The following is a 23,295-nucleotide window of genomic DNA, read 5'->3' as shown; positions in this document are numbered from 1 at the left end:
ACACAAATCGCCAAGTTTTTATACCAGTCAGTATTAACGATAATTATTTATAGCCAACCTTGATTAGACAGGGTTCTGATAGTGATGTTCACTAGAGTGATATAGTTGATCCTAAATAAAATGGATACAAGAAGTGATAGAGCGAGACTTGAACCAATTTTTCTTGCTTGCTGTGCCTTCGCAGACAGAGGCATCAAAAAATGAGTCCCATTCTCGCTGTGCCTTTTTTATATTGGATTGACTATACGTGTCAACAACTAACAATGTCATACAGTGGCAAGATAGATTTTTTGTCACTATGGACGATCATTATTTTTACTAAAGGAGCGCTATATGAGCATCAGTCAGGCCATCGAAAATATCGAGACACGTTATACCCATCAACCTGAATTTGTACAAGCGGTCAAAGAAGTCGCCATGACTATTGCGCCGCTATACGATGCGCATCCAGAATATAGTACGTCCAAGATATTCGAGCGCCTTGTTGAGCCTGACCGGATTATTGGTTTTCGTATTAATTGGGAGGATGACAAGGGCGAGATTCAAGTAAATCGTGGCTGGCGGGTCCAGTTCAGCAACGCCTTAGGTCCTTATAAAGGCGGTATCAGATTTCATCCCACTGTCACCCCGTCCGTTCTTAAATTCTTAGGGTTTGAGCAAATATTCAAAAACGCTTTGACCGGTTTGCCCTTGGGCGGCGGTAAAGGCGGCTCTGACTTTGATCCAAAAGGCAAAACGGACAATGAAATCCGCCGCTTTTGCTATGCGTTCATGCGTGAGCTACACCCTTATGTGGATAAGGACGTTGACGTGCCAGCAGGTGACATTGGGGTTGGCAGTCGCGAAATCAGCTACATGTTTGCCATGTATAAAAATCTGACCCACGAATATGGCGGTGTACTGACAGGTAAAGGGGTGGGTTTTGGCGGCAGCTTAATGCGTACCGAAGCCACAGGATATGGGGCGGTCTACTTTTTAGAAAACATGCTTGATGCGCAAGATGACAACATAAAAGGTAAAAAAGTGCTTATCTCAGGCGCTGGCAATGTCGCTTTACATGCCGCTGAAAAAGCGACGATGCTTGGCGCTATCGTTGTCACTGTGTCAGACTCACAAGGGGTTTTGTACGATAAAGAAGGGTTCAATCAAGAAAAAATCGACTGGATCAAAGCGCAAAAATCTGAAGACAAACCGCTGGCAGATTATGTGAGCGTCCATGGTGGTGAGTGGTTTGATAAGCAAAAGCCGTGGCAGTTTCAGGCAGACATTGCGATTCCAGCCGCGACCCAAAACGAAGTTAATGAAGACGATGCCAAGCTTATGGTCGATAACGGCGTTAAATACGTGGTTGAAGGTGCCAATATGCCATTGACCGCTGATGCGATTGACTGTATTCGTGAGCACCGTGTACATTATGCGCCAGGCAAAGCGGCCAACGCGGGCGGTGTCGCTGTCTCTGGGCTTGAGATGTCACAAAACTCAGTCCGGCAGTATCAAACCTCTGAGCAAATAGACACGCGCCTCAAAGAAATCATGAAAAATATCCATGACAGTGCGGCTGATGCTTCAGAGCAATATGGTCAAACGGATGACGGCTATATTGATTATATGGCGGGTGCCAATATGGTGGGTTTCAAACGCGTTGCCGATGCGCTGGTGGCTTACGGTATTCTAAACTAGGCCTGATACCAGTTTTGACATATATAAGGACAAAGACATATAATCGCGATTGAATCATATCGTGTCTATCAAAATGAATAGACACGGTATTTTTTTGTCTTATAAAAAACGATTATGTCTTTATAAGAACGACCCGTGTAACGTGCTACTGAGATAAATCTTGTTTGCTTACTGCTAACGCAGAGGCGGCAAAACTTCTCGTTTAAAGATAAGCATCCCAGTCACGCTGACTTTTTTGTAATGTCTCTTTTTATACTGACTTGATTATAAAATAAGTAGATAGGGTTTTTTTACGCCCTATATCTTTTCGCGCCACTGACCTTGCGACATAATACCTTTAATCGGATTCAGGCCTATCTGATATGCAAGATCGGCAGGGCGGGTAATGTCCCAGATTGCCAAATCGGCATCGCAGCCTACTTCTATTCTGCCTTTTTTATCTAACCCCAGTGCTTGTGCGGCATGAACTGTGGCTCCTGCCAATACTTCTTCAGGCGTGAGATAAAACAAGGTACAGCCCATATTCATCGCTAGCAGTAGTGACGTGAGCGGTGACGTACCCGGATTGCAGTCGGTTGAAATTGCCATCGGAACTTTATGTTTACGCAGAGCGTCAATCGGTGGCAACTTGGTATCGCGTAAAGTATAAAATGCCCCCGGCAATAGCACCGCGACCGTATTGCTTGCTGCCATTTTTTTGATATCGTTTTCTGATAAGTGCTCAAGATGATCGCTTGATAGTCCCTGATATTCAGCGACCAAGGCGCTACCACCTATGTCTGATAATTGCTCAGAATGCAGTTTGACAGGCAAATCTAACGTGCGCGCGACTTCAAACACTTGCTTGATTTGCTCAGTGCTAAACGCAATGTTTTCACAAAACCCATCCACCGCATCGACCAAGCCTTCGTCATGCAAGATGGGTAGCCACTCGCAAACTTGCGCGATATAGTCATCGGCGCGGTCCTGCATGTGAGACTTGTACTCAGGCGGTAGAGCATGAGCGGCGAGGTAGGTAGTGCTTACATGGATATTGTGCTTGTCACCAAGCTGGCGCGCCACCGTTAGCATTTTGCGTTCGGTTTCTAAATTCAGGCCATAGCCTGACTTGATCTCCACACTGGTAACGCCTTCTTTTATCAGCGCAAGCAGGCGTTTTTCACTTTGCGCAAACAGTGTCTCAATACAGGCGTCACGAGTAGCGCTGACGGTGGCGACAATACCGCCACCTTGCGCGGCGATGTCTTGGTAACTGGCGCCATGCAAACGCGCCTCAAACTCATTACTGCGGTTGCCGCCATAGACGATGTGAGTATGGCAATCGATGAGTCCGGGCGTTATCCAACACCTATTTGCATCCGTAATCTGATGGTCTTGATAGCAACTCAGATGCGGGGTTATGTGCTCATGCGTACCAATCCACACAATTTTGCCGTCTTTGATAGAGACGGCTGCATTTTCTAATTGACCATAAGGCGTGCTTTTTATCGATGTGCTGTCTGTCGATTCTGAGTCACTGTTTTTTATAGCAGATGTATTGTCAAAACCATAGTGCGGGGAAAATGTGGCAAGATTGGCATTGATAATAATATGATCAAATGCGGTTAAGTCATCACCGAGTGTCTGTGCGGGCGAGTTTGGCATAATAAGCTCCTGCTTCATACTGAGTATCGAGTGAGTATACAAAATTGGTTGATAGAGTCAGATTAATACAAAAAATTTGTACCAATCGTGACTCATCATGTAGCGCGTTCGTTTATTCAATAGCGATTATAAAGTGAGTAAATGCTGTTCGATAATGCTGGCCAACAGGCGAGCCGCGACCTTGCAGCTACGACTATCAATATCAAACGTAGGGTTGATTTCAGCAATATCGGCAACCTTTACTTTGCCAGATGCCATCATCAATTTAACCGCGCGTTCAACGAAAGGTAGCTCAATTCCATAAGCCGCTGGCGCACTGACACCCGGTACGACGCTTGATGGCAGACAATCCATATCAATGGTGAGATAGAGCACATCGACTTTGTTGATAAAGGCCTCAATTTGCTTAGCCAGCACTTCCCATGGCTGATAATGACAGTCCTCATCGCTGATGATATGGACGCCTAATTGCTCGGCGCGATCAAAGAGGGCGGCGGTATTCGACAAGCGACTGACGCCAATACAGCAATAATTAAAAGGTTGACCGTTTTCGCTGAGGTGCTCGGCGATTTGGCGAAACGGCGTGCCAGAGGTCGCCACATCAGATTGACGAATGTCCAAATGGGCATCAAAGTTAATAATACCTATTACGGGTAATTTGTTTTTATCATGGAAAGTATCTGCTTTGATTAGCGTTTGCCACAATCCCAAAAAGCTGCCATAAGCAATGGCATGACCACCGCCAAGCCCGATGGGCAGGCCGCCTTGTTGAATAATATGGCTGACCTTATCAGCATACGCGATTTGAGCCTGTTCGAGAGTGAGCGCTGCCAAGTCATTATCGTCATGACAATGGATATCGTCCGCGTCACCGAGCAATGTTGCCAGCTGACCGTCAAAGCGCTGTTGCAATGCTGAGATGACTGGCAGCGCGGCAAATACTTGACGAATCAAAGGCGGCGCGGCTTTTGCACCCACACGCCCTTGATTGCGCCTGACACCTTGGTCACACGCAAAGCCAACCAGCCCAATACGCTGCTGCTTATAAGGCGCGGCAATCTGATACCAATAGCGGGCGCGATCGGTTTCAAACGGCTCTGCTCGTCCAGTCCATCGAGTCATATCGGCAGCAGTGTGGCTGACAGTTGGCTTGGTCATCATGTTTTCCTTACTTTGATTCGTACCAGTTACTACGCAGTTCTTGCCAATGCTCAGCAAGCGTGCCATCTAATACCAACTGTTTTGCCGCTTCGATGTCAGGGGCAAGGTAGCGATCTTTATCATAAAAAGTCACTTGCTCACGTAGCTTTTGGTGAGCGATCGCTAGCATCTCTGAAGTTTCAAGCCCGCGGTGAAAGTCGATACCTTGACCGGCTGCCAATAGTTCAATACCGATAATGGTGGCGGTGTTTTGTACCATCTCGTATAGACGGCGCGCACAATAGGTCGCCATGGACACGTGATCCTCTTGGTTGGCAGAGGTCGGGATGCTATCGACACTACCCGGATGAGCGATGGATTTGTTCTCTGAGGCAAGCGCTGCTGCGGTGACATGCGCAATCATAAAGCCGGAGTTTACGCCTGCATTTTCGACCAAAAATGGTGGCAAGCCACCTGATAAAGTCGCATCAATCAGTAACGCAATGCGGCGCTCAGACATAGAGCCAATCTCGGCGATTGCTAAGGCTAAGATGTCAGCGGCAAAGGCGACAGGTTCAGCGTGGAAGTTACCACCTGAGATAGCAACTGGGCCATCATCGTTGTTAAAAATAAGCGGGTTATCAGTCACCGCATTCGATTCAATCAATAAGGTTTTGCCTGCTTGGTTGATGATATCAAGACAAGCGCCCATGACTTGAGGCTGACAACGTAAGCAGTAAGGGTCTTGTACTCTGTCATCTTGCTCGCCATCATGCGAGGCGCGAATGGCACTGCCTTTGATAAGCTGGCGGTGCGCTTTAGCGATTTCGATTTGACCATGATGACCACGTACGTCATGAATGCGTGCATCAAATGGTGCGTCCGAGCCTTTGGCAGCATCAATGGACAGTGAGCCGACGATGGTTGCTGTTTCAAGTAAATCGCGCGCTAAGAAATAACCGCGCAGTGCTAGGGCAGTTGATACTTGCGTCCCATTGATAAGGGCAAGACCTTCTTTGGCAGCCAAGGTGATTGGCTCAAGACCATGTTGTGCCAACGCATCAGCAGCCAGTACCTTTTTACCAGCGACATACACATGACCTTCACCCATCATGGCAAGCGTCATGTGTGACAAAGGTGCTAAGTCACCAGACGCACCAACCGAACCTTTGGCTGGGATATTGGGCGTGATTTGATTATTAATCAATCCAAGTAAGCTATCAACCACCGTTCGGCGTACACCAGACACGCCTTGCGCCAAGCTGGCAACTTTCATTACCATAATCAGGCGAACTACGCTGTCTGGTAGGGCCTCACCTGTGCCCACTGAATGAGAGACAATTAAGTTACGCTGAAGCAGCTCAAGTTGATCATCGCTAATACGCGTCTTGGCAAGTAAGCCAAATCCGGTATTGATACCATACGCGCTCTTATCGCGTGCAATGATGGTTTGTACGTCTGCGTGTGACGCATCTATCGCTTCATACGCGCTGTCAGGCAAGGTCAAAGCGACTGGGTAATCGTAGATGTCGCGTAGCATCTCAAAGCTAAGCTTGCGCGGATGTAGGGTAAGTTGTTTGATAGCAGTCATGGAGTAGTCCTAGTTTTATAAGCGATATGAATTATACGGTAAAGCTCGCTTGAGTTATTTAATCATCGGCAGGTTGAGACCATAGTCTTTAGCGGTTTTAATCGCCAATTCATAGCCAGCGTCGGCATGGCGCATGACGCCTGAGCCGCAATCGTTGACCAGTACGCGTGATAAGCGTTTGGCTGCCGTATCCGTACCATCAGCGACGATGACCATGCCAGAATGCTGCGAGTAGCCCATGCCCACGCCGCCGCCATGATGCAACGATACCCAAGTAGCGCCACCTGCGACATTGAGCATGCCGTTTAGGAGCGCCCAGTCAGATACCGCGTCTGAGCCATCTTTCATGCTTTCGGTTTCGCGGTTAGGGCTGGCAACAGAACCTGTGTCTAAGTGGTCGCGACCAATGACGATAGGGCCTTTTAGCTCGCCATTTTTGACCATCTCGTTAAATGCCAAACCTGCTTTATCACGCTCACCAAGACCTAACCAGCAGATACGGGCTGGCAGACCTTGGAACTGAATGCGCTCTTTTGCCATATCAAGCCAGCGATGAATATGTTGGTTTTCAGGGAATAGCTCTTTAATCTTTTGATCCGTTTTATAAATATCTTCTGGATCGCCTGATAAAGCTACCCAACGGAACGGGCCTTTGCCTTGGCAAAACAGCGGACGAATATAAGCGGGGACGAAACCGGGGAAATCAAAGGCGTTTTGAACCCCTTCATCAAACGCCACCTGACGGATATTATTACCATAATCGGTTGCTGGAATATCCATCGCTTGCAGATCCAAGATCGCTTGTACATGTACCGCGCAAGAAGCTGCTGCCGCTTTGGTAAGTGCAGCATGTTGCTCAGGATCTTCTTGTGCGGTTTTCCATTCTTCTACTGTCCAGCCACTTGGTAGATAGCCATTGATTAAGTCATGAGCCGAGGTTTGATCGGTGACTAAGTCAGGTTTGATTTCACCTGCACGTGCGCGCTTGACCATCTCAGGCAAGACGTCGGCAGCATTGCCAAGTAGAGCAATGGAGACCGCTTCACCGGCTGCGGTATGCTGCTTAATCAGCTCATAAGCGTGGTCAAGATTGTCCGCTTGCTTATCGACGTAACCAGTACGCAAACGAAAATCGATACTCGACTGCTGACATTCGATGTTGAGAGAAGTGGCACCAGCAAAGGTTGCGGCGAGTGGTTGCGCGCCGCCCATACCACCAAGACCCGCCGTCAAAATCCAGCGTCCTTTCCAGCTGCCATCATAGTGCTGACGACCTGCTTCGACGAAGGTTTCGTACGTACCTTGGACGATGCCTTGCGTACCAATATAAATCCAGCTACCTGCGGTCATTTGCCCGTACATAAATAGGTCTTTGCGATCCAGCTCGTTGAAATGCTCCCACGTGGCCCAGCGCGGCACAAGGTTGGAGTTGGCAATCAACACACGCGGGGCATTTTCATGGGTTTGAAAAACACCAACGGGCTTGCCAGATTGCACCAATAATGTCTCATCGTCTTCTAATTGTTTAAGGGATTCTAAAATTTGATCATAGCTTTCCCAGTTGCGCGCCGCGCGTCCGATCCCACCATAGACCACGAGGCTTTTTGGGTTTTCAGCGACATCAGGATGCAGGTTGTTTTGTAGCATGCGATAAGGGGCTTCGGTGAGCCAGCTTTTGCAATTGAGCGTACAGCCAGTGGGCGCGGCAATATCACGGCTCTCGTCACGGCGGGTAAATTCGTTATCGCTGACTTTTATAGCTTTGCTCATTCCATTATCGGTGGTCATGATCGTTCCTTGTGTTATTAATACAGTAAGATTAATACAGATTTTGAATCATATTATTTGAAGCAATTCGTAAGTTGTATATACAAATTATCAAAAATCATTTTTTCATGCAAGCAGTTTTTTATAAGTGGCTGAATGCGAGCGTTTCTTAGTCATACTCAATGATTAATAATAAGCATAAACACAATAAGTCGATCTAATGAAGGTTGTCGTGATTGGCGTGATACTATGGCGCTATTCTTATGAACGAAACTGACGGTTAAAAACAGATATGACAAAGGCGATTCCGGCGTATCAGCGGATTAAAAAGGCGATATTGGATAATATTCATTCTGGTAAATGGCAGGCAGGTCAGGCGATTTCGACAGAAATGGCGTTGGCAACAGAATTTGGTGTCTCACGCATGACGGTCAATCGCGCCTTGAAGGAATTAAGCGCGGAGCGGGTATTGGAGCGCAGGCAAGGGTCGGGGACATTTGTCGCCCAGCAGCAGTTTAATCATACCTTTGTGGAAGTGCGTAATATCGCCCAGGATTTAAAATCCGCCAATCGTGATTATAAAGCTGAGGTGGTAAGTAAGCGTGCGGTCACAGCAAATATGTTGGATGATGAGCTGCGCCGCAAATTTGATATTGAGATAGCGCCGATACCTTCTGATTTAAAGAAAGGGATTGAAGACAATAGTGATGACGTTGATAATAGTGATGCAGCCCCTGTTTTATACGAGGTAAAAATCATTCACTTTGCCGATGGTGAGCCGATACAGTTCGAAGAGCGCTGGGTTGATGCCCAAAAAGTCCCAGAATTTATTGAGCAGGATTTTAGCGTGGTTAATACCAGCGATTACTTGATTGTCAAAAGCCCACTTGAGCGTGGTAGTTATACCATTCGAGCCTTGGCCGCCCCAGATGAGGTTGCAACTGCGCTGCAAATTACCCCGCAGTCGCCCACGTTGGTATTGCGTCGTCAGACATATTCGGCAGGTCAGGTGGTGACCTTTGTCAAAATGTGGCATGCAGGCGATCGTTACCAATTTTCAGGTGAGCTATAACGAATGTAGTCGTGTGCTCACTGTTTTTGTACGTTTATTCTTTTTGAAGTGCGCTAATATAGCGTCATTGTTACTCCATGCAATGCCGTACAATCAAAATTTGCCTTAAAACCGCTTAAAAGTTTAAAATAATATAGAAACAGTATTGAAATACATGCTGAGAATCCTCAAATCGAGCAGCCAAAGCAAAATAATACAGAGCGGATGTTCTATTGCGTTATCTATCTGTGCTTGTATCGCTTATTTGCTGGCATTATATAGTGTTGATATAACAGTCTCGATCCATCCATTTACTCTTATAAGGACGTCCTATGAAACGTCGTACTCTCTTAGCGTTTGCCGCTAGTACAGTCTTACTGACTGCTTGTGGTCAATCTACTACCAATGAAGCAGATACCACTGCAACAGACAATGCGGCAACAAGCGGCTCTGATCTGCTACAACGTATCAACAATGGTGGCACTATCAACGTTGGTACAGAAGGTACGTACCCTCCGTTCACGTATCATGATGAGAGCGGTAAGCTCACAGGTTATGATGTCGAAGTGACGCGTGCGGTTGCTGATAAGTTAGGCGTGGACGTTGAGTTTAAAGAGACTCAGTGGGATGCGATGCTAGCTGGTCTTGACTCAAAACGTTTTGATATGGTGGCCAACCAAGTCGCCTTGACGACGCCAGAGCGTCAAGCAAAATATGACAAAACGACTGCATATAGCTGGTCAGGGGCAGTCGCTCTGGCACCGAAAGATGATAGCCGTTTTAGCGCTTGGGATAACTTAAAGGGTCTACGTACTGCTCAATCACTCAGCAGTAACTATGGTGAATTGGCAGAAAAATATGGCGCAGAAATCGTTCCTGTTGATGGTATGGCGCAAGCGATTCAATTAGTCAAACAAGGCCGTGCTGACTTTACGATGAATGACAATCTGGCGGTATTGGATTATCTAAAAAAATTCCCTGATTCAGGACTTGAGATTAAGCTAACGGCTCCTGCTAGCGAACAAACGGGCTCAGGTATCGTCTTGCTAAAAGGTGATGATGCCGTTGTGACAAAACTGAACGAAGCAATAGCAGAACTGCAAGCCGATGGTACGTTCACCAAACTTAGTGAAGAATTCTTTGGTGCTGACGTAAGTCAACAAAAATAATGCTAGGATCTATAATGTCAGTGTCGTGGTTAGCTGAATTATTGGCGATGTTGCCATTTATGAGCCCTGATCGGGCCCAGATTGTCATCTCATCTTTTTGGCCAATGCTGAAAGGCGGTATCTATTATTCGATACCGCTTGCATTGATTTCATTTACGATTGGTATGATCATCGCGCTGGCCGTTGCCTTGGTTCGGATCGTGCCGCGCGCTGGCTGGCTCCATGAGATTTGCTATCGGCTTGCTCGTATTTATGTGTCTGCCATTCGCGGGACACCGATGCTCGTGCAGCTGTTTATTATCTTTTATGGACTGCCAAGCGTGGGCGTGAAGCTTGATCCCTTTCCCTCAGCGATTATTGCGTTTTCACTCAATATTGGGGCGTACGCCTCAGAGACGGTGCGCGCGTCGATTCTGTCGATTCCAAAAGGACAATGGGAAGCAGGCTCAACGGTTGGACTGACCTATCTACAGACGTTTCGCCATGTCATCTTGCCACAAGCGCTAAGGGTTTCTGTACCGCCTTTATCCAATACCTTTATCGGTTTGGTAAAAGAAACCTCATTGGCCTCGTTGGTCTTGGTGACAGAGCTGTTCAAACAAGCACAGATTATTACCGCCCGTAACTATGAATTTATGCTGGTTTATACAGAGGCGGCGTTTATTTATTGGGGTATTTGTCTGTTCTTAACCTTTATCCAAGGCAAGCTTGAAACGCGGCTTGATCGCTATGTGGCGAAATAAAAACTTGTCAACAGTATGATGACCTTGGTTATCACTGACCCAGCAGCACTATAGATATCGGTACAATAGGAATTTTCATGATCAAAGTCACTAATATTCATAAAGCCTTTGGCACCAATCAAGTGCTAAAAGGCATTGATTTGACTATCGATAAAGGCAAGGTGATCGTCATATTAGGACCGTCGGGATCAGGTAAAACCACGTTCTTACGGTGTCTCAACGCGCTTGAGATTCCTGATTCAGGGGTGATTGCTTTTGATGATGGCAGCTTAAAGGTTGACTTTGCGACTAAGCCTAAAAAAAGCACCTTATTAGCGCTACAGCGCAAGTCAGGGATGGTTTTTCAGTCTTATAACTTGTTTCCGCATAAAACAGCCCTTGAAAACTTAATGCTGGGCCCGACCGTCGTACAAGGTCAAACCAAGGCGCAAGCTCGTGAGCAGGCATTGGTATTGTTAGAAAAAGTGGGGCTGTCAGACAAAGCCGACCTTTATCCGTTTCAGTTGTCTGGTGGTCAGCAGCAGCGCGTTGGTATTGCGCGCGCGCTTGCTATTGAACCGTCACTTTTGCTATTCGATGAGCCAACCTCTGCGCTTGATCCAGAGCTGGTACAAGACGTTCTTGAGAGTATGAAACAGCTGGCCTCTGAGGGCTGGACAATGGTTGTGGTGACACATGAGATCAACTTTGCTCGCGATGTCGCGGATCATGTGGTCTTGATTGAGGATGGTGTGGTGGTCGAAGAGGGCAGTGCCAAGCAGTTATTTGAAGACTCGCGCCATCCACGTACGCAAGCGTTCTTGCAGCGTATCGATCAGAAGTAGCTTATGTCGTTGTAACATACACAGCTGTAAAAACTAAAGCCCATTCAGGGCTTTTTTTATGTTTATGATTTGAGTTTAATTTCTATACTAGAGTATCGGCTGTCGGTTGTATGCTCAGCTTTTATTTTGGCTATTACAGAATCGTTGACTGTGATTGCTTGTTAAGGAAAAATTAGTGGTTTTCTAGTAAGGGGTTGAATCTTTGGATGTAGGTTAATAGTATCAAGAGTTTGAGTTATTGTGATAATAGCGATGTAATTCGCAGTGCACTTATCGAGCAGATTAAGATATTTTTCAATCAATGCCTAACGCCCCTAAACAGAGAACTTTATGAATATCACAGTGGTACCACTATCTGAAAAAGTGTATCAGGACTTATTTAGTTTCGAACAATATAATTGGGATTACTTCGCACAAACAGTCGGCGCAAGACCTGATACCTATCGATATTATGAGAGTTTTTTATGTGCTCAAGAGGATCTTTTGCAAGAACAAGCGAATGGTGATATTGCCTTTTTTGTAATATATCAACAAGACAAATTGATAGGACGCATTAATTTACGCGATATTAGAGATAATAATGCCAGTTTGGGCTATCGTATCTGCCAATCAGCCGTTGGAAAAGGTATTGCGACCTTGGCCGTTAAAAAAATTATAGATATTGCCATACAAATGGGTATCAAGCGAATTAATGCTGTGGTTTTAGAAACCAATTATTCTTCAGAAAAAGTATTACGGAAAAACGAATTTGAGTACTCGCATACTGAAGATGGCGACAAGAGTCTGAATGCTACCATTATCAATCTCAAACATTTTTATAAGCTGATAACGCTCTAAAAAGTATACCTCAATAAAACCACTCATTTCACTCTTCAAGCCTATCGATAGAACCACTTATATCAGAGTGTGTTTGATGATTGATAAATAGTGTCGCTAAGCTACCAGTTATGTAAAATAGGTCTGTTCTCAAAATTAGGGTATTACTCAATCAAGCCAAAAAACAATACGTGTTCTCGGCTGGTGATTTTTTTGGCTTATTCATTATTCTTATCATCATTAAACTGTTTTCTCTGAGGTAATCGCTATTTTAGTGTTCGCCGATACAGGGACTTTTCTTGCGCTCAAACTGTTTACTGTAATGCTTATTTTATAGAAATAAGACGTGGTTTCCTAATGAGAAACTGAACATTTGGCTGTATGCCGATATATCAATATTTCAACTATTGAAACAGTCACAGTGCACGTTGTGGTGTGCATAAAACGGGCTATTGGCTCATTATTTTTTATTTATTTTAAGCACTGCCATAAGAACAACAACCAGATATTTTTATTAACTGACGCTATGTATGTTAGAATTATGAGAAATATCACTTCTTTAACCTATAAAAGTCGTTTACCACAAAGATGAATACGCCACCCTAGTTGTACCTCTCCTCAGTAAATAATTGCTCCCTATAGCAATTTCTATCATAGAGCGTCTTACGCTTTTTCCTGTGCACACGCACTGCTTTAATGTTTGTATCCATAATCGATTTATCTATTGAGTCGTTAAGGGCAAGCTATTAAAGGCAAATTATGCCAATAACTTACTAAATACGATGGTTCACATTTTTACATCTGTTATTTGATGGGCATTATGCCTAGATGAAAATGTGTCAGACTTTCTATTTCAGATGTCTCTTATCTCAGATATCGCGATTATTGACAGACTAAAGCAGTTCCTAAAAACTGAGTTAAACATGTTAACTACTATTAAACAACATTGGTTATCCAATGTCAGAGGCGATGTCCTAGCTGGTATGGTCGTCGCGTTAGCCCTCATTCCTGAAGCCATTGCGTTTTCTATCATTGCTGGTGTCGATCCACAAGTTGGACTATACGCTTCTTTTTGTATTGCCGTCGTCATTAGCTTTGTCGGTGGTCGTCCAGCGATGATTTCGGCCGCAACGGGTGCGATGGCGTTACTTATGGTCACGCTGGTTAGAGAGCATGGCTTGCAGTATTTGCTGGCCGCCAGTGTTTTGACAGGTGTTATACAGATTGTCTTTGGCTTTTTAAAGCTGGGTAATTTGATGAAGTATGTTTCGCAATCTGTTGTCCTTGGCTTTATCAATGCCTTAGCCATTTTAATTTTTATGTCACAGATTCCAGAGCTGATGCCGCAAGCAGGCTCAAACCTAATACACGTCTACGGTCTTGTAGCGCTCGGCCTAGTGATTATCTATGGTTATCCGTATATTCCCAAAATTGGTAAAGTAATTCCCTCACCGCTGGTCAGTATTGTACTGGTGACGGCCGTCGCCATTTTATTAGGTGCAGAGGCTCGCACCATCAATGATATGGGGCAGCTGCCTGATACCTTACCTATATTTTTACTGCCTGATATTCCTTTAAACTTAGATACTTTACTCATTATTTTGCCGTATTCCATCAGCCTTGCAATCGTTGGTTTGCTTGAGTCTATGATGACCATGACCATCGTCGATGACTTAACTGATACTAAAGGGGATCGTACCCAAGAATGTAAAGGTCAAGGTATCGCCAACGTCGTCAGTGGTTTTTTCGGTGGTATGGCAGGCTGCGCGATGATTGGTCAATCTATCATCAACGTAAAATCTGGTGGCTATACACGTCTCTCTACTTTGGTGGCAGGCGTGTTTTTATTATTGATGGTGGTGTTCTTAAGCGATTGGTTAAAGATTATCCCCATGGCCGCGTTAGTCGCCGTGATGATTATGGTATCAATTGGTACGTTTAACTGGGGTTCTTTTAAAGAGCTAAAAACCAAGCCTTTGCAAAGTAATATCGTCATGATTACGACCGTTGCTGTGGTGGTCGCCACTCACAACTTGGCGTACGGCGTGCTAATCGGTGTATTGCTATCAGCGCTATTCTTTGCCAATAAGATTGAACGCTACATGAGTGTGCATACCCATCTGGATGAAGCAGAACGAACCCGTTACTATCGCGTCGATGGGCAAGTGTTTTTCTCATCAGCAGAGCGCTTGATAGACTCATTTGACATCAAAGAATCTGTCTCTAAAGTGATTATCGACGTATCGCGAGCCCATTTTTGGGACGTGACGGCAGTCGCTGCCATAGATAAAGTCATGATTAAGTTTCGCCGCGAAGGGACTGATGTTGAGCTAATCGGTCTGAATGAAGCAAGTCAGGCGATGATAGAAAAATTTGGCGTTCATGACAAACCTGAAGCCGATCAAAGTTTGGGCGCTCATTAATAGCATCAGATTAGTAGGAAGAACGTTTAAAAAATAAATTTAAGGACAGATTATGAACACAGAACAGCACATTTTAGCTTGTATTGATGGCTCGGCCGTGACGGAATCCGTTTGTGATTATGCAGCATGGTATGCAAGCCGATTGAACCTACCAGTGGGCTTACTACATGTCAGTGAGGTTGCTGCTTCAACCAGACGTGATTTATCAGGGTCAATAGGCATCAATAGTCGTCAGTTTCTGCTAGAAGAGCTTACGCAACTCGATGAGCAAAGAGCAAAAGTCGCTAATAGCTATAGTAATGCTTTGGTGGAAGATGCAAAAAGTCACATCCAAAGTAGCTTTGATGGCTTAGGCGTTAACGTCTATCAACGTCATGGCAAATTGCTACCAGCTATCGAACACTTCAATACCAAAAACCGTGTCATCGTGATGGGACGACGCGGCGAAGATCACAGAAATAGCCAGATCAATATTGGTAGTCAAATTGAAACGGTAGTGCGCGCCTCAAGCGTACCAGTGTTGATTTGCTCAGAGGCGTTTAAATCACCTACTTCTTATATGCTCGCATTTGATGGTAGTAAAACTGCTATCAAGGCGGTCAATATTATTGCGAAAAGTCCACTATTAAAAGAGATGCAAGGGCATATCGTCATGGTAGACAATCATAATGAGACGTCTACAAAAAGCTTGGCAGTAGCGACTGAGCAGTTAACAACATCAGGCTTTAAGATAGAAGCACATCATTTATTAGCCGCTGATGCCGTTGACGGTTTACTCGACTTTCAAAAGCAAAAGGCGGTCGATATTATCGTCATTGGTGCTTATGGGCATTCTAAATTCCAACAGCTATTTGTGGGCAGTACCACGACAAAAATCATTGCCAAGACACTGTCGCCAGTAATTTTGGTTCGCTAAGATACCAAACAAACATCTTGGCAAATCAGTGTACCCATGACAGGAACTAAACCCACTTAATGAGAATTTTTACTGTTGTGATTAAGTGGGGTCTGTTTTTTTAATAACGTTAAGTACATGTGTTTTGGATATACCTCAATCAAATTAGTTATTTCACTCTTCAAGCCTATCCATAGAACCACTTATATCATAGTGTGTTTGATGATTGATAATAGGTGTCGCTAAGTTACCAGTTATGTAAAATAGGTCTGTTCTCAAAATGATGATATGCTCTATTTAATCCAAAAAAGTTAGCTCTATTCTTGGCTATTGTTTTGTTGAATAAAGCAGACCTTTTCGGCCTGCTTTCTCGGTTGATGCTGGGCATCAGCACCGCAGTCTTCGTATCTTTCAGTATTTGCCTTCTACGTAAGCGTGTTTACTAGCAAAAGCTTCTAATGCTTCACAAGCATCTGTCCACGTATTGTCATCATCGTATAAAGCCGACTTTAAATAAGCGGCTGTCATTTTTTGAGTAATGGCGAGACGATCAGGATCTTCGTCATCTGTTTCTTTTGCATCATAACCAGCAACGCCACCTAAACCATGTTTACCCCCAATTAACGTCAATAAAAAGTCACTGGCTGGAGAAATGTGATAAGAATCTGTATGCCAGTCTGCACCACGAGTTGTAAAGTGAGGGCTAAGATCCTCGTCACCACAAACTACTAGATTTCTAGTGGTCATGGATGAATAGTCTGGGTTAAATGCAGGCCACCTTTCTCTTACGGATTCAATTAAATCATCTCCTCCTTTGCCAACTGTCGCTAACAGAACACCCACTTTGATGCGCTTATCTAATACGCTCTTGCTTTCTGGTGTTAATAGCGTCATGCCCATCAACATAGCGGCTGTCATAGAGCCTAGAGAGTGACCGACTATTGCTATGCGTTCTTTGTCTAATCGGCCAGTAAGGTAGGCTGTATCATGCTCAATTTGCGTCAAACTATCCAAAATGGTTTTCATTTCGAGCACTCTTTGATTGAGAAAGAGTGGTGCCTCTGGGTGGTTATTGCCGAGACCACCCACTCTTGAACTTGCGTGAGTAGGTTGAATAACGGCAAACCCTTGCTCTGCATAATAGTTAGCAAGTGGGGCATAACCGTCTTTGGAAGATAGGTATAAGGATGGGCCGCCTCCATGTGAAAGTAAAATAACAGGGATGTTATCGCCTCTTAAAGGCAGGGTAATACGGAGTTCAAGCGGTGTTTCACGGCCTTCCATAGTTAAGGTGATTGGACTAATAGACTGGGTAAGTTGTCGACTAGATTCTGGAATATTTTTAGATGCAGTAACGAGATTATTCATAAAAGCTCCTTAAGCGGTTGAGATACCCACTCTATCTAAAGATGCTTGTACAATATATAATGCAGAATCCATATTACGTTATCAATGGTATTTAATTCATGGATCCTCTTTCGAGTATAGTGACCTTGTTAAAGCCCAAAGCCGATTTTTCCAAGGTGGTGCAAGCTGCAGGTACATGGCGAATTAGGCGTGAAGAAATCGGTAGTCCTTTTTATTGTGTGGTATTGAAGGGAAGTTGTGAGTTCACTTTAAAAGGCGATGAACCGGTTTATTTAACCGCTGGCGATTTTGTTCTCGCTCCAGAAGCCCATGCTTTTACTGTAACAAGTAGCCATCCACCTTCGCTGGACGAAGCTGATACAGTGCCCATTAAAACCGCGGTCAGTACCTATTTTGTCGGTGAAGCAGAACGTGCGTTGAATGCATATTTACTCATTGGTCATTGTCAGTTTGAGGCACCTGATTCAAAACTATTGGTATCACTGCTTCCCAAACTTGTTCATATTCGGGCTGCTACAAGGCTCACTGCTTTAGTCGAGCTTGTGATTGAGGAATCTTTGGCGCAGCGTCCTGGTCGCGAGGTTGTGTTGGCTCGATTATTAGAAATTCTGTTAATTGAGGCATTTAGAACGAAGATGGATACGCCAGAGGTTCCAGGCTTGTTAGTCGGTTTAGCCGATGAGCGACTTGCCATTGCGATCCGAAAAATCCATCAAGATGTGAGTCAATCATGGACGATTGATCAATTAGCAAAAGAAGCCACCTTGTCTCGCTCCGCCTTTTTTCAACGCTTTAGTAAAGCCGTGGGTTATACACCAATGGAGTATGTCATTGCATGGCGTATGGCGATTGCGAAAGACCTCTTAAGGCGCCAAACGTTTACTATGGCCACTATTGCAGAACGGATAGGTTACCAATCTGCCAGTGCATTTAGCTCTGCTTTTAAAAAGCATACAGGGCTATCGCCGTCGAAGTTTTTGAGTGAGGACGATTTTCAATAACAGATTGCCAGTTCGAATCTAGTTATGCTTCCTAGATTAAGGCGAACTTCATTAAAATTTTTTGCAATGATGTGTATTTAATCAATCCACAAAAAGTAATCTGGTTGGCGGCTGTCATTTTTTTGAATAAAGCAGACCTTTTCGGCCTGCGTTCTCGGTTGATGCTGAGCATCAGCGCCGCAGTCTTTTGAGCGCTGTTTAATCCACTGAATCTGCTCTTGCTTTAAGTCAGTTTCCATATGCTCGCCATATAACCGCGTGACTTCATTTCGTGTTACTTGATAGCTTTTATCCAACGCTTTATCAGAAGCCGCATATTTACTATCAATAAGAGCCGCTTGTGATGTTAGTGACAGATAGGTCGAGTTCTCTTTAAAAATGACGGAACTGCCATCTAGCGTCCACTCATTGCATGGGAAGACACGCATCATAGGTTCATACCTGCTGTAAGAAATTCGTGAGTAAACGCTTGGCACCCTCGGTTGCAAAAGACTCTGGGTGAAACTGCACGCCTTGAATCGGATAGTCTTTGTGCTGTAGTCCCATAATCTCGTCACCAGCCAGTGCAGAATCACTCAAGCTTAGCGCAGCATGGTCATCATTGGCGACGACGGCTGTGACCGCCAAGCAATCTGGTAGCGTGTCGGCTTGTACCATTAGTGAGTGATAACGCATAATCTCAAGCTCTTGTGGCAATCCTTGAAAGATACCAGCGCTGTCATGACGAATCGATGAGACCTTGCCGTGCATGGGGACGCTGGCACGAACCACGTCACCGCCGAACACATGAGCAATGCCCTGCATTCCCAAGCAAACGCCTAACAGCGGCGTTGTCTTACCCATCACTTCGATCACCTCGCTACAGACACCAAAATAAGCAGGATCGTCAGGCGCGCCGGGGCCAGGAGAGATAATAATTCGATCCAAATCCATCGCTTGCACATCGGCTAAAGTAATCTCATTATTGCGTTTGACGATGACGTTTGCCGCTTGACTGTCATCCATGGTTTGCAAAATCTCACCGATATACTGATAAAGATTAAAGGTGAACGAATCGTAGTTGTCGATAATTAAAACATTCATGGTGTATAAACTCTTTAATAGAATAAGCTCAATTTATGGCGTCATAAAACTGTCTAAGACCACTTTCATCGCGGACAGTTTGCGCTGGATTTCTAGATACTCGTCGGCTGGATTGGAGTCATAGACATTGCCGCCGCAGGTTTGCGCGTAGGCTGACTCGCCATTGATAAATAGGCTGCGAATAGGTATGGCAAAGATACAATCGCCATTGAAATTGAATGAACCCAATGCGCCGCCATAAGCGCCGCGACCATCTGGCTCCAGCTCATTGATGACTTTGATGGCTTCAATCTTCGGCGCACCTGATAGCGTGCCCGCCGGGAAGTTACTGGCAAGGGCGCTAAACATATCTTCATTCGGATGTAAGATACCCACGATTTCAGAAGAGATATGCTGGACGTGTGAGAAGCGCTTGATGTCCATCAGGCTGCGCACCTTTACCGTACCAAATTGCGCCACACGGCCGATGTCGTTACGATGCAAATCAACGAGCATGTTGTGCTCAGCAATTTCTTTGGCGTCATTGAGCAAGGCGCGAGCAAGCTTGCGATCTTCAACCACATCGACGCCGCGCTTAGCGGTTCCTGCTAGGGGATAGGTTTCCATCTCGCCTTGACGCAAGCGGAACAACAGCTCAGGAGATGCCCCAATGATGCATTGCTGGGCAAACTTCATAAAGTACATGTGCGGTGATGGATTGACAGCGCGCAGTTTTTCATAAATGGGCATCTTTTCGCCAGCAATACGATACTTGGATTTAAAACCGACTTCGCACTGAAAGATACGCCCAGAGACGATGTCCTCTTTGACTTGCATGACGGCGCTGGCATGTTCTTCTTGACTCATGCCATCACCCAAAAACTCAACCGCAGGCGGCTCGTAGCTTGGTATCGGCGTGTCGAGTAAGTGTTTAATCTGCTCGATGCGATTGTCTTGCTGGGCGGTAGGATAATAAAAATAGAAAATCTCACCCGTCATTTTATCAAGTGTCAAACCATCCAAATAGACGCCAAATTTAAACGGTTCAAAGTCCTCGCTCGATTTGGCGTTGAGACTGGGCTCAAAAAAATTCACACAGTCATATCCTAAGTAGCCAACCAGACCGCCACTTTGGTCGCGAGCAATGACATGCTGCGGGGTAATTTGACGCAGTAGTTCATAAGGGTTGTCAGTCTGATAGTGAGTGGTTTTCGCCGTTTTATTGTCAGTAATAGCAAGCGTGGTACGATCCAAGGCGACAATGGTCGTAATAGGATCAAAACCAATGGCGTGATGGCGTGAGATATGACTGTCTTCGCCCAATGACTCAAGCAAATAACAGGTATCAAATTCACGCTCAATGCGTTTGAAGAGGGCAAAAAAATCGATATCTTGGGTCAGTTTTATGCGCTGCGGCTTGCTGGGAATATCGATAAGTGTAGGTTGTGCGGGTGTAGAAGCGGTCATAACAACATCCAAAATGTCTCAAAAAGGTAAATAGTAAAAGTAAGATAAGGCAGATTGTGTCTGTTTTGGTATCAGTCTTTTATGGTGTCTCGTCTGTGAGTCGTTAGTAAAGCGCTGATATCATAATTTTGTATAGCTTTAGCGCCGCGTGAGACAGTTGCGATACCAACACCCAATTGCTCAGATATATCACGCTGGGTCGCACCGCGCTCGAGCAGGTCAAAGATACGGATACGGTTGGCAATTTCATGTTGCTCTTTATCCGTTAGTAGCGCTTTTAATAGCACGTCGATATCGGCTCTATCATGGCTGTGCGCTAAGTGGGTCAATAAACTCTGATAAGGATCAGTACTCATGAGTGGGCATCTTTATAAAAAGGAATTGTCTTGTTTCAGTATTCTAGTACAGTAGTACAAATAAAACAAGTCATAAGACAGTCGCACATCGATATTCAATGACTTTGACGCTGCGGATAAGGTTGTATCGGTTTAAAAAGTATAATGAGAATGATGATAAATAGAGCAATGCGCTACTGAAATAAGGTTATTTACTTGCTGTGCCTATACAGACAGAGGTTGGCAAAATTTATTCTAGTAGTACGGTATTTATTTTATGCAGAATCGACTATGGCAAAGAGCCGACTCTTTATACGGTATCGATAATGACTGGACGACCTTGATGATTGAGAACGGTCACATCAACGTTATAGAGCGCTTTCATGGTTTCCTTAGTCAGTACTTCAGCGGGCTTACCAACCGCCATTACTTGTCCTGATTTCATGGTGACCACGGTATCGGCAAACTGCGCGGCTTGATTGATATCGTGAAGGACAATCACGACTGTTTTTTGTTGGCTATGACTGACTTCTCGTAGCTCACGCATCAAACGTCCAGCGTGGTACATGTCCAAATTATTCAACGGCTCATCAAGTAACAAATAGGGCGTGTCTTGGCAGACAATCATCGCAATCAATACCCGTTGGCGTTGACCACCAGACAAAGTCGATAAAAACCGATCGGCCAAAGGTGCAAGCTCAAAACGTTCGATGATTGCTTGTACTTTTTGTTGATCACTAGCGGTTGGTTGTCCTTGATGATAAGGATAGCGTCCGAACATCAGCAGCTCATGCACGCGCAATCGACCTTGGACTTGATTGTCTTGTCCGAGCATCGCCACAGTCTTAGATAATGTCCTCGCATCACAGCTGGCAATATCATGCTCGCCAAAACTCACTTTTCCTGACTGCAAAGGTTGCAAGCGCGACATGACAGAAAACAGCGTAGATTTGCCCGCGCCATTAGGGCCAATTAGTGCAATAACTTGCGCGCTCGGCAACGATAAAGTGACGTCATTTAGGATTTGTTGTTTGCCAATGTGGTACGAGATATTGTCTATTTTAATCATAGTGAGTCTTGTTTTAGCGAATAGTAAAAGGGTTTATGCTGATAGAGCGCAACTGGAACCAATTTTTCTTGCTTGCTGTGCCTACGCTGACAGAGGCGTCAAAAAAGGTATTCCAGTCGCGCTGACTATTTTTTTATTGAACCGACGCTGTTTTTGACGATGCTGCTTTTAACAGTGCGGCTGTTAACGATGTTTGGTCATAAAAATCAATAGTAAAAAGACCAAACCACCTGCCAATTCAATGACCACCGATAGCACGCCTGCCATACCCAGTACTTGTTCAAACAAAGTCTGGCCGAGTACCAAGCAAATCATCGCGACCAAGCTGACCAAGACCAAGCGCTCACTATGATACATATGACGCGCGATGCGATTGGTGATGGCGCAGACCAATAAACCGAAAAAGGTCACTGGGCCTACGAGTGCGGTAGCCGTCGCCACTAGTACCGCAATGACGGTAAGCAGTCCAAACGCTAAACGTTGGTAGTTGATGCCAAGGTTGATGGCTTGTGCTTTACCCAGCATCAGGACATCGCATTGATAGCGCCAGCGCCAAATAACCAAGCCGCTAATGACACAAATAACGAAGCTAATGCCAAGCAGCTGTGGATTTACCGTATTAAATTGCGCGTAGCTGGCAGACTGTACGACCACAAAATCATCAGGGTTAATCAGTCTGGCAATCAATGCCGATAAGCTACGGAACAGCACGCCAAAGACCACGCCTACCAAGATCAATCGCGTCAAATCTTGACTGCTTTTGGCAAACAGCAATTGGAATAACAACAAGGACGCGACAAACATGAGGACAATTTCAAGCATAAACTTGGCGATAGGATTGATACTGGTAAAGCTGATTGCGCCCAAAAAGAAAACCAACAAGCTTTGTAGCAAAACATAGAGCGAGTCAAAACCCAATAGAGAAGGCGTTAGAATGGGATTGTGGGTCAAGGTTTGAAACAATAATGTTGAGACGCCGATGGCATATCCGACCACCATCAATGCCAACAGTTTTTTACCGCGTAGTGGCAAAGCAAAATCCCAGTACCCATTGACGTTCAGTGTCAAAAACAGCGTCATGGCAACGACCAGTATGAGCGCTGCTATTGATTTTGGATGAGTGGCTATGAACGTCCAAAACTGAGCAAGGTATTTTTGCCACGTGGCAGAAGCGCCGTGTTCATTTGCTGCGGTGCTCTTGTCGGTAGAGTTGGGCGTGGACGATGAAAGCATGGGCAAATCCTATATGG

Annotated in this window: 20 protein-coding genes; 9 read left to right on the top strand and 11 right to left on the bottom strand. The window is 45.1% G+C overall.

Annotation, left to right across the window (positions count from 1 at the left end; all coding sequences use genetic code 11):
- Positions 1 to 333: 333 nt before the first annotated feature.
- Complete coding sequence (gdhA, locus tag AAJP47_RS02240) at positions 334 to 1,680, top strand: NADP-specific glutamate dehydrogenase (protein WP_346716274.1); 1,347 nt, start codon at positions 334 to 336, stop codon at positions 1,678 to 1,680.
- Between the two features lie 297 nt (positions 1,681 to 1,977).
- Here the strand turns inward: gdhA and hutI are convergent, their stop codons facing one another.
- The 4 genes from hutI to hutU all read right to left on the bottom strand — a co-directional run bounded on the left by hutI (position 1,978) and on the right by hutU (position 7,825).
- Positions 1,978 to 3,324 carry an imidazolonepropionase gene (gene hutI, locus AAJP47_RS02235; RefSeq protein WP_346716273.1) on the bottom strand — a complete coding sequence of 449 codons (1,347 nt, stop codon included), beginning with the start codon at positions 3,322 to 3,324 and terminating at the stop codon, positions 1,978 to 1,980.
- 126 nt (positions 3,325 to 3,450) lie between these two features.
- Complete coding sequence (gene hutG, locus AAJP47_RS02230; RefSeq protein WP_346716559.1) at positions 3,451 to 4,482, bottom strand: formimidoylglutamase; 1,032 nt, start codon at positions 4,480 to 4,482, stop codon at positions 3,451 to 3,453.
- 10 nt (positions 4,483 to 4,492) lie between these two features.
- Positions 4,493 to 6,055 (bottom strand): histidine ammonia-lyase, encoded by a 1,563-nt coding sequence (gene hutH / locus AAJP47_RS02225; protein WP_346716272.1) that lies wholly within the window; start codon positions 6,053 to 6,055, stop codon positions 4,493 to 4,495.
- A gap of 54 nt (positions 6,056 to 6,109) precedes the next feature.
- Entirely contained in the window at positions 6,110 to 7,825 is a 1,716-nt protein-coding gene (hutU, locus tag AAJP47_RS02220; protein WP_346716558.1) for a urocanate hydratase, read from the bottom strand.
- 289 nt (positions 7,826 to 8,114) lie between these two features.
- Here hutU and AAJP47_RS02215 point away from each other — a divergent pair, with 289 nt between their 5' ends.
- The 7 genes from AAJP47_RS02215 (at position 8,115) to AAJP47_RS02185 (ending at position 15,764) form a co-directional block, all read left to right on the top strand.
- Positions 8,115 to 8,894 carry a UTRA domain-containing protein gene (locus AAJP47_RS02215; protein ID WP_346716271.1) on the top strand — a complete coding sequence of 260 codons (780 nt, stop codon included), beginning with the start codon at positions 8,115 to 8,117 and terminating at the stop codon, positions 8,892 to 8,894.
- A gap of 311 nt (positions 8,895 to 9,205) precedes the next feature.
- A complete protein-coding gene (locus AAJP47_RS02210; protein ID WP_346716270.1) occupies positions 9,206 to 10,042 on the top strand; it encodes an amino acid ABC transporter substrate-binding protein in 837 nt (278 codons plus the stop codon).
- A 14-nt stretch (positions 10,043 to 10,056) separates the two neighbouring features.
- Positions 10,057 to 10,785, top strand: coding sequence for an amino acid ABC transporter permease (locus AAJP47_RS02205; protein ID WP_497198669.1), 729 nt, complete (start codon positions 10,057 to 10,059; stop codon positions 10,783 to 10,785).
- Positions 10,786 to 10,862: 77 nt separating this feature from the next.
- Complete coding sequence (locus AAJP47_RS02200) at positions 10,863 to 11,609, top strand: amino acid ABC transporter ATP-binding protein (RefSeq protein ID WP_346716269.1); 747 nt, start codon at positions 10,863 to 10,865, stop codon at positions 11,607 to 11,609.
- A gap of 330 nt (positions 11,610 to 11,939) precedes the next feature.
- On the top strand, positions 11,940 to 12,446 hold the full coding sequence (locus AAJP47_RS02195) for a GNAT family N-acetyltransferase (RefSeq protein WP_346716268.1): 507 nt from the start codon (positions 11,940 to 11,942) through the stop codon (positions 12,444 to 12,446).
- A 902-nt stretch (positions 12,447 to 13,348) separates the two neighbouring features.
- Positions 13,349 to 14,848, top strand: coding sequence for a SulP family inorganic anion transporter (locus AAJP47_RS02190; RefSeq protein ID WP_346716267.1), 1,500 nt, complete (start codon positions 13,349 to 13,351; stop codon positions 14,846 to 14,848).
- Positions 14,849 to 14,900: 52 nt separating this feature from the next.
- A complete protein-coding gene (locus tag AAJP47_RS02185) occupies positions 14,901 to 15,764 on the top strand; it encodes a universal stress protein (protein WP_346716266.1) in 864 nt (287 codons plus the stop codon).
- Between the two features lie 390 nt (positions 15,765 to 16,154).
- Here the strand turns inward: AAJP47_RS02185 and AAJP47_RS02180 are convergent, their stop codons facing one another.
- A complete protein-coding gene (locus tag AAJP47_RS02180; protein ID WP_346716265.1) occupies positions 16,155 to 17,111 on the bottom strand; it encodes an alpha/beta hydrolase family protein in 957 nt (318 codons plus the stop codon).
- A 98-nt stretch (positions 17,112 to 17,209) separates the two neighbouring features.
- Between AAJP47_RS02180 and AAJP47_RS02175 the strand changes: the two genes are divergently transcribed.
- A complete protein-coding gene (locus tag AAJP47_RS02175) occupies positions 17,210 to 18,112 on the top strand; it encodes an AraC family transcriptional regulator (RefSeq protein WP_346716264.1) in 903 nt (300 codons plus the stop codon).
- 77 nt (positions 18,113 to 18,189) lie between these two features.
- Here AAJP47_RS02175 and AAJP47_RS02170 read toward each other — a convergent pair whose 3' ends face one another.
- The 6 genes from AAJP47_RS02170 to AAJP47_RS02145 all read right to left on the bottom strand — a co-directional run bounded on the left by AAJP47_RS02170 (position 18,190) and on the right by AAJP47_RS02145 (position 23,278).
- Complete coding sequence (locus AAJP47_RS02170) at positions 18,190 to 18,543, bottom strand: lysozyme inhibitor LprI family protein (RefSeq protein ID WP_346716263.1); 354 nt, start codon at positions 18,541 to 18,543, stop codon at positions 18,190 to 18,192.
- A 4-nt stretch (positions 18,544 to 18,547) separates the two neighbouring features.
- Positions 18,548 to 19,195: an anthranilate synthase component II gene (locus AAJP47_RS02165; RefSeq protein ID WP_346716262.1), complete on the bottom strand. Its 648-nt coding sequence runs from the start codon at positions 19,193 to 19,195 to the stop codon at positions 18,548 to 18,550.
- Positions 19,196 to 19,228: 33 nt separating this feature from the next.
- On the bottom strand, positions 19,229 to 20,641 hold the full coding sequence (locus AAJP47_RS02160) for an anthranilate synthase component I family protein (protein WP_346716261.1): 1,413 nt from the start codon (positions 20,639 to 20,641) through the stop codon (positions 19,229 to 19,231).
- Positions 20,642 to 20,712: 71 nt separating this feature from the next.
- Entirely contained in the window at positions 20,713 to 20,997 is a 285-nt protein-coding gene (locus AAJP47_RS02155; RefSeq protein ID WP_346716260.1) for a Trp family transcriptional regulator, read from the bottom strand.
- Positions 20,998 to 21,286: 289 nt separating this feature from the next.
- Complete coding sequence (locus tag AAJP47_RS02150) at positions 21,287 to 22,045, bottom strand: iron ABC transporter ATP-binding protein (RefSeq protein WP_346716259.1); 759 nt, start codon at positions 22,043 to 22,045, stop codon at positions 21,287 to 21,289.
- Positions 22,046 to 22,228: 183 nt separating this feature from the next.
- Entirely contained in the window at positions 22,229 to 23,278 is a 1,050-nt protein-coding gene (locus AAJP47_RS02145; protein WP_497198668.1) for an iron chelate uptake ABC transporter family permease subunit, read from the bottom strand.
- Between the last annotated feature and the right edge of the window lie 17 nt (positions 23,279 to 23,295).

It is taken from the genome of Psychrobacter halotolerans, assembly GCF_039680845.1.
Classification (GTDB): Bacteria; Pseudomonadota; Gammaproteobacteria; order Pseudomonadales; family Moraxellaceae; genus Psychrobacter.
This window is presented reverse-complemented; position numbering and strand designations above follow the sequence as displayed.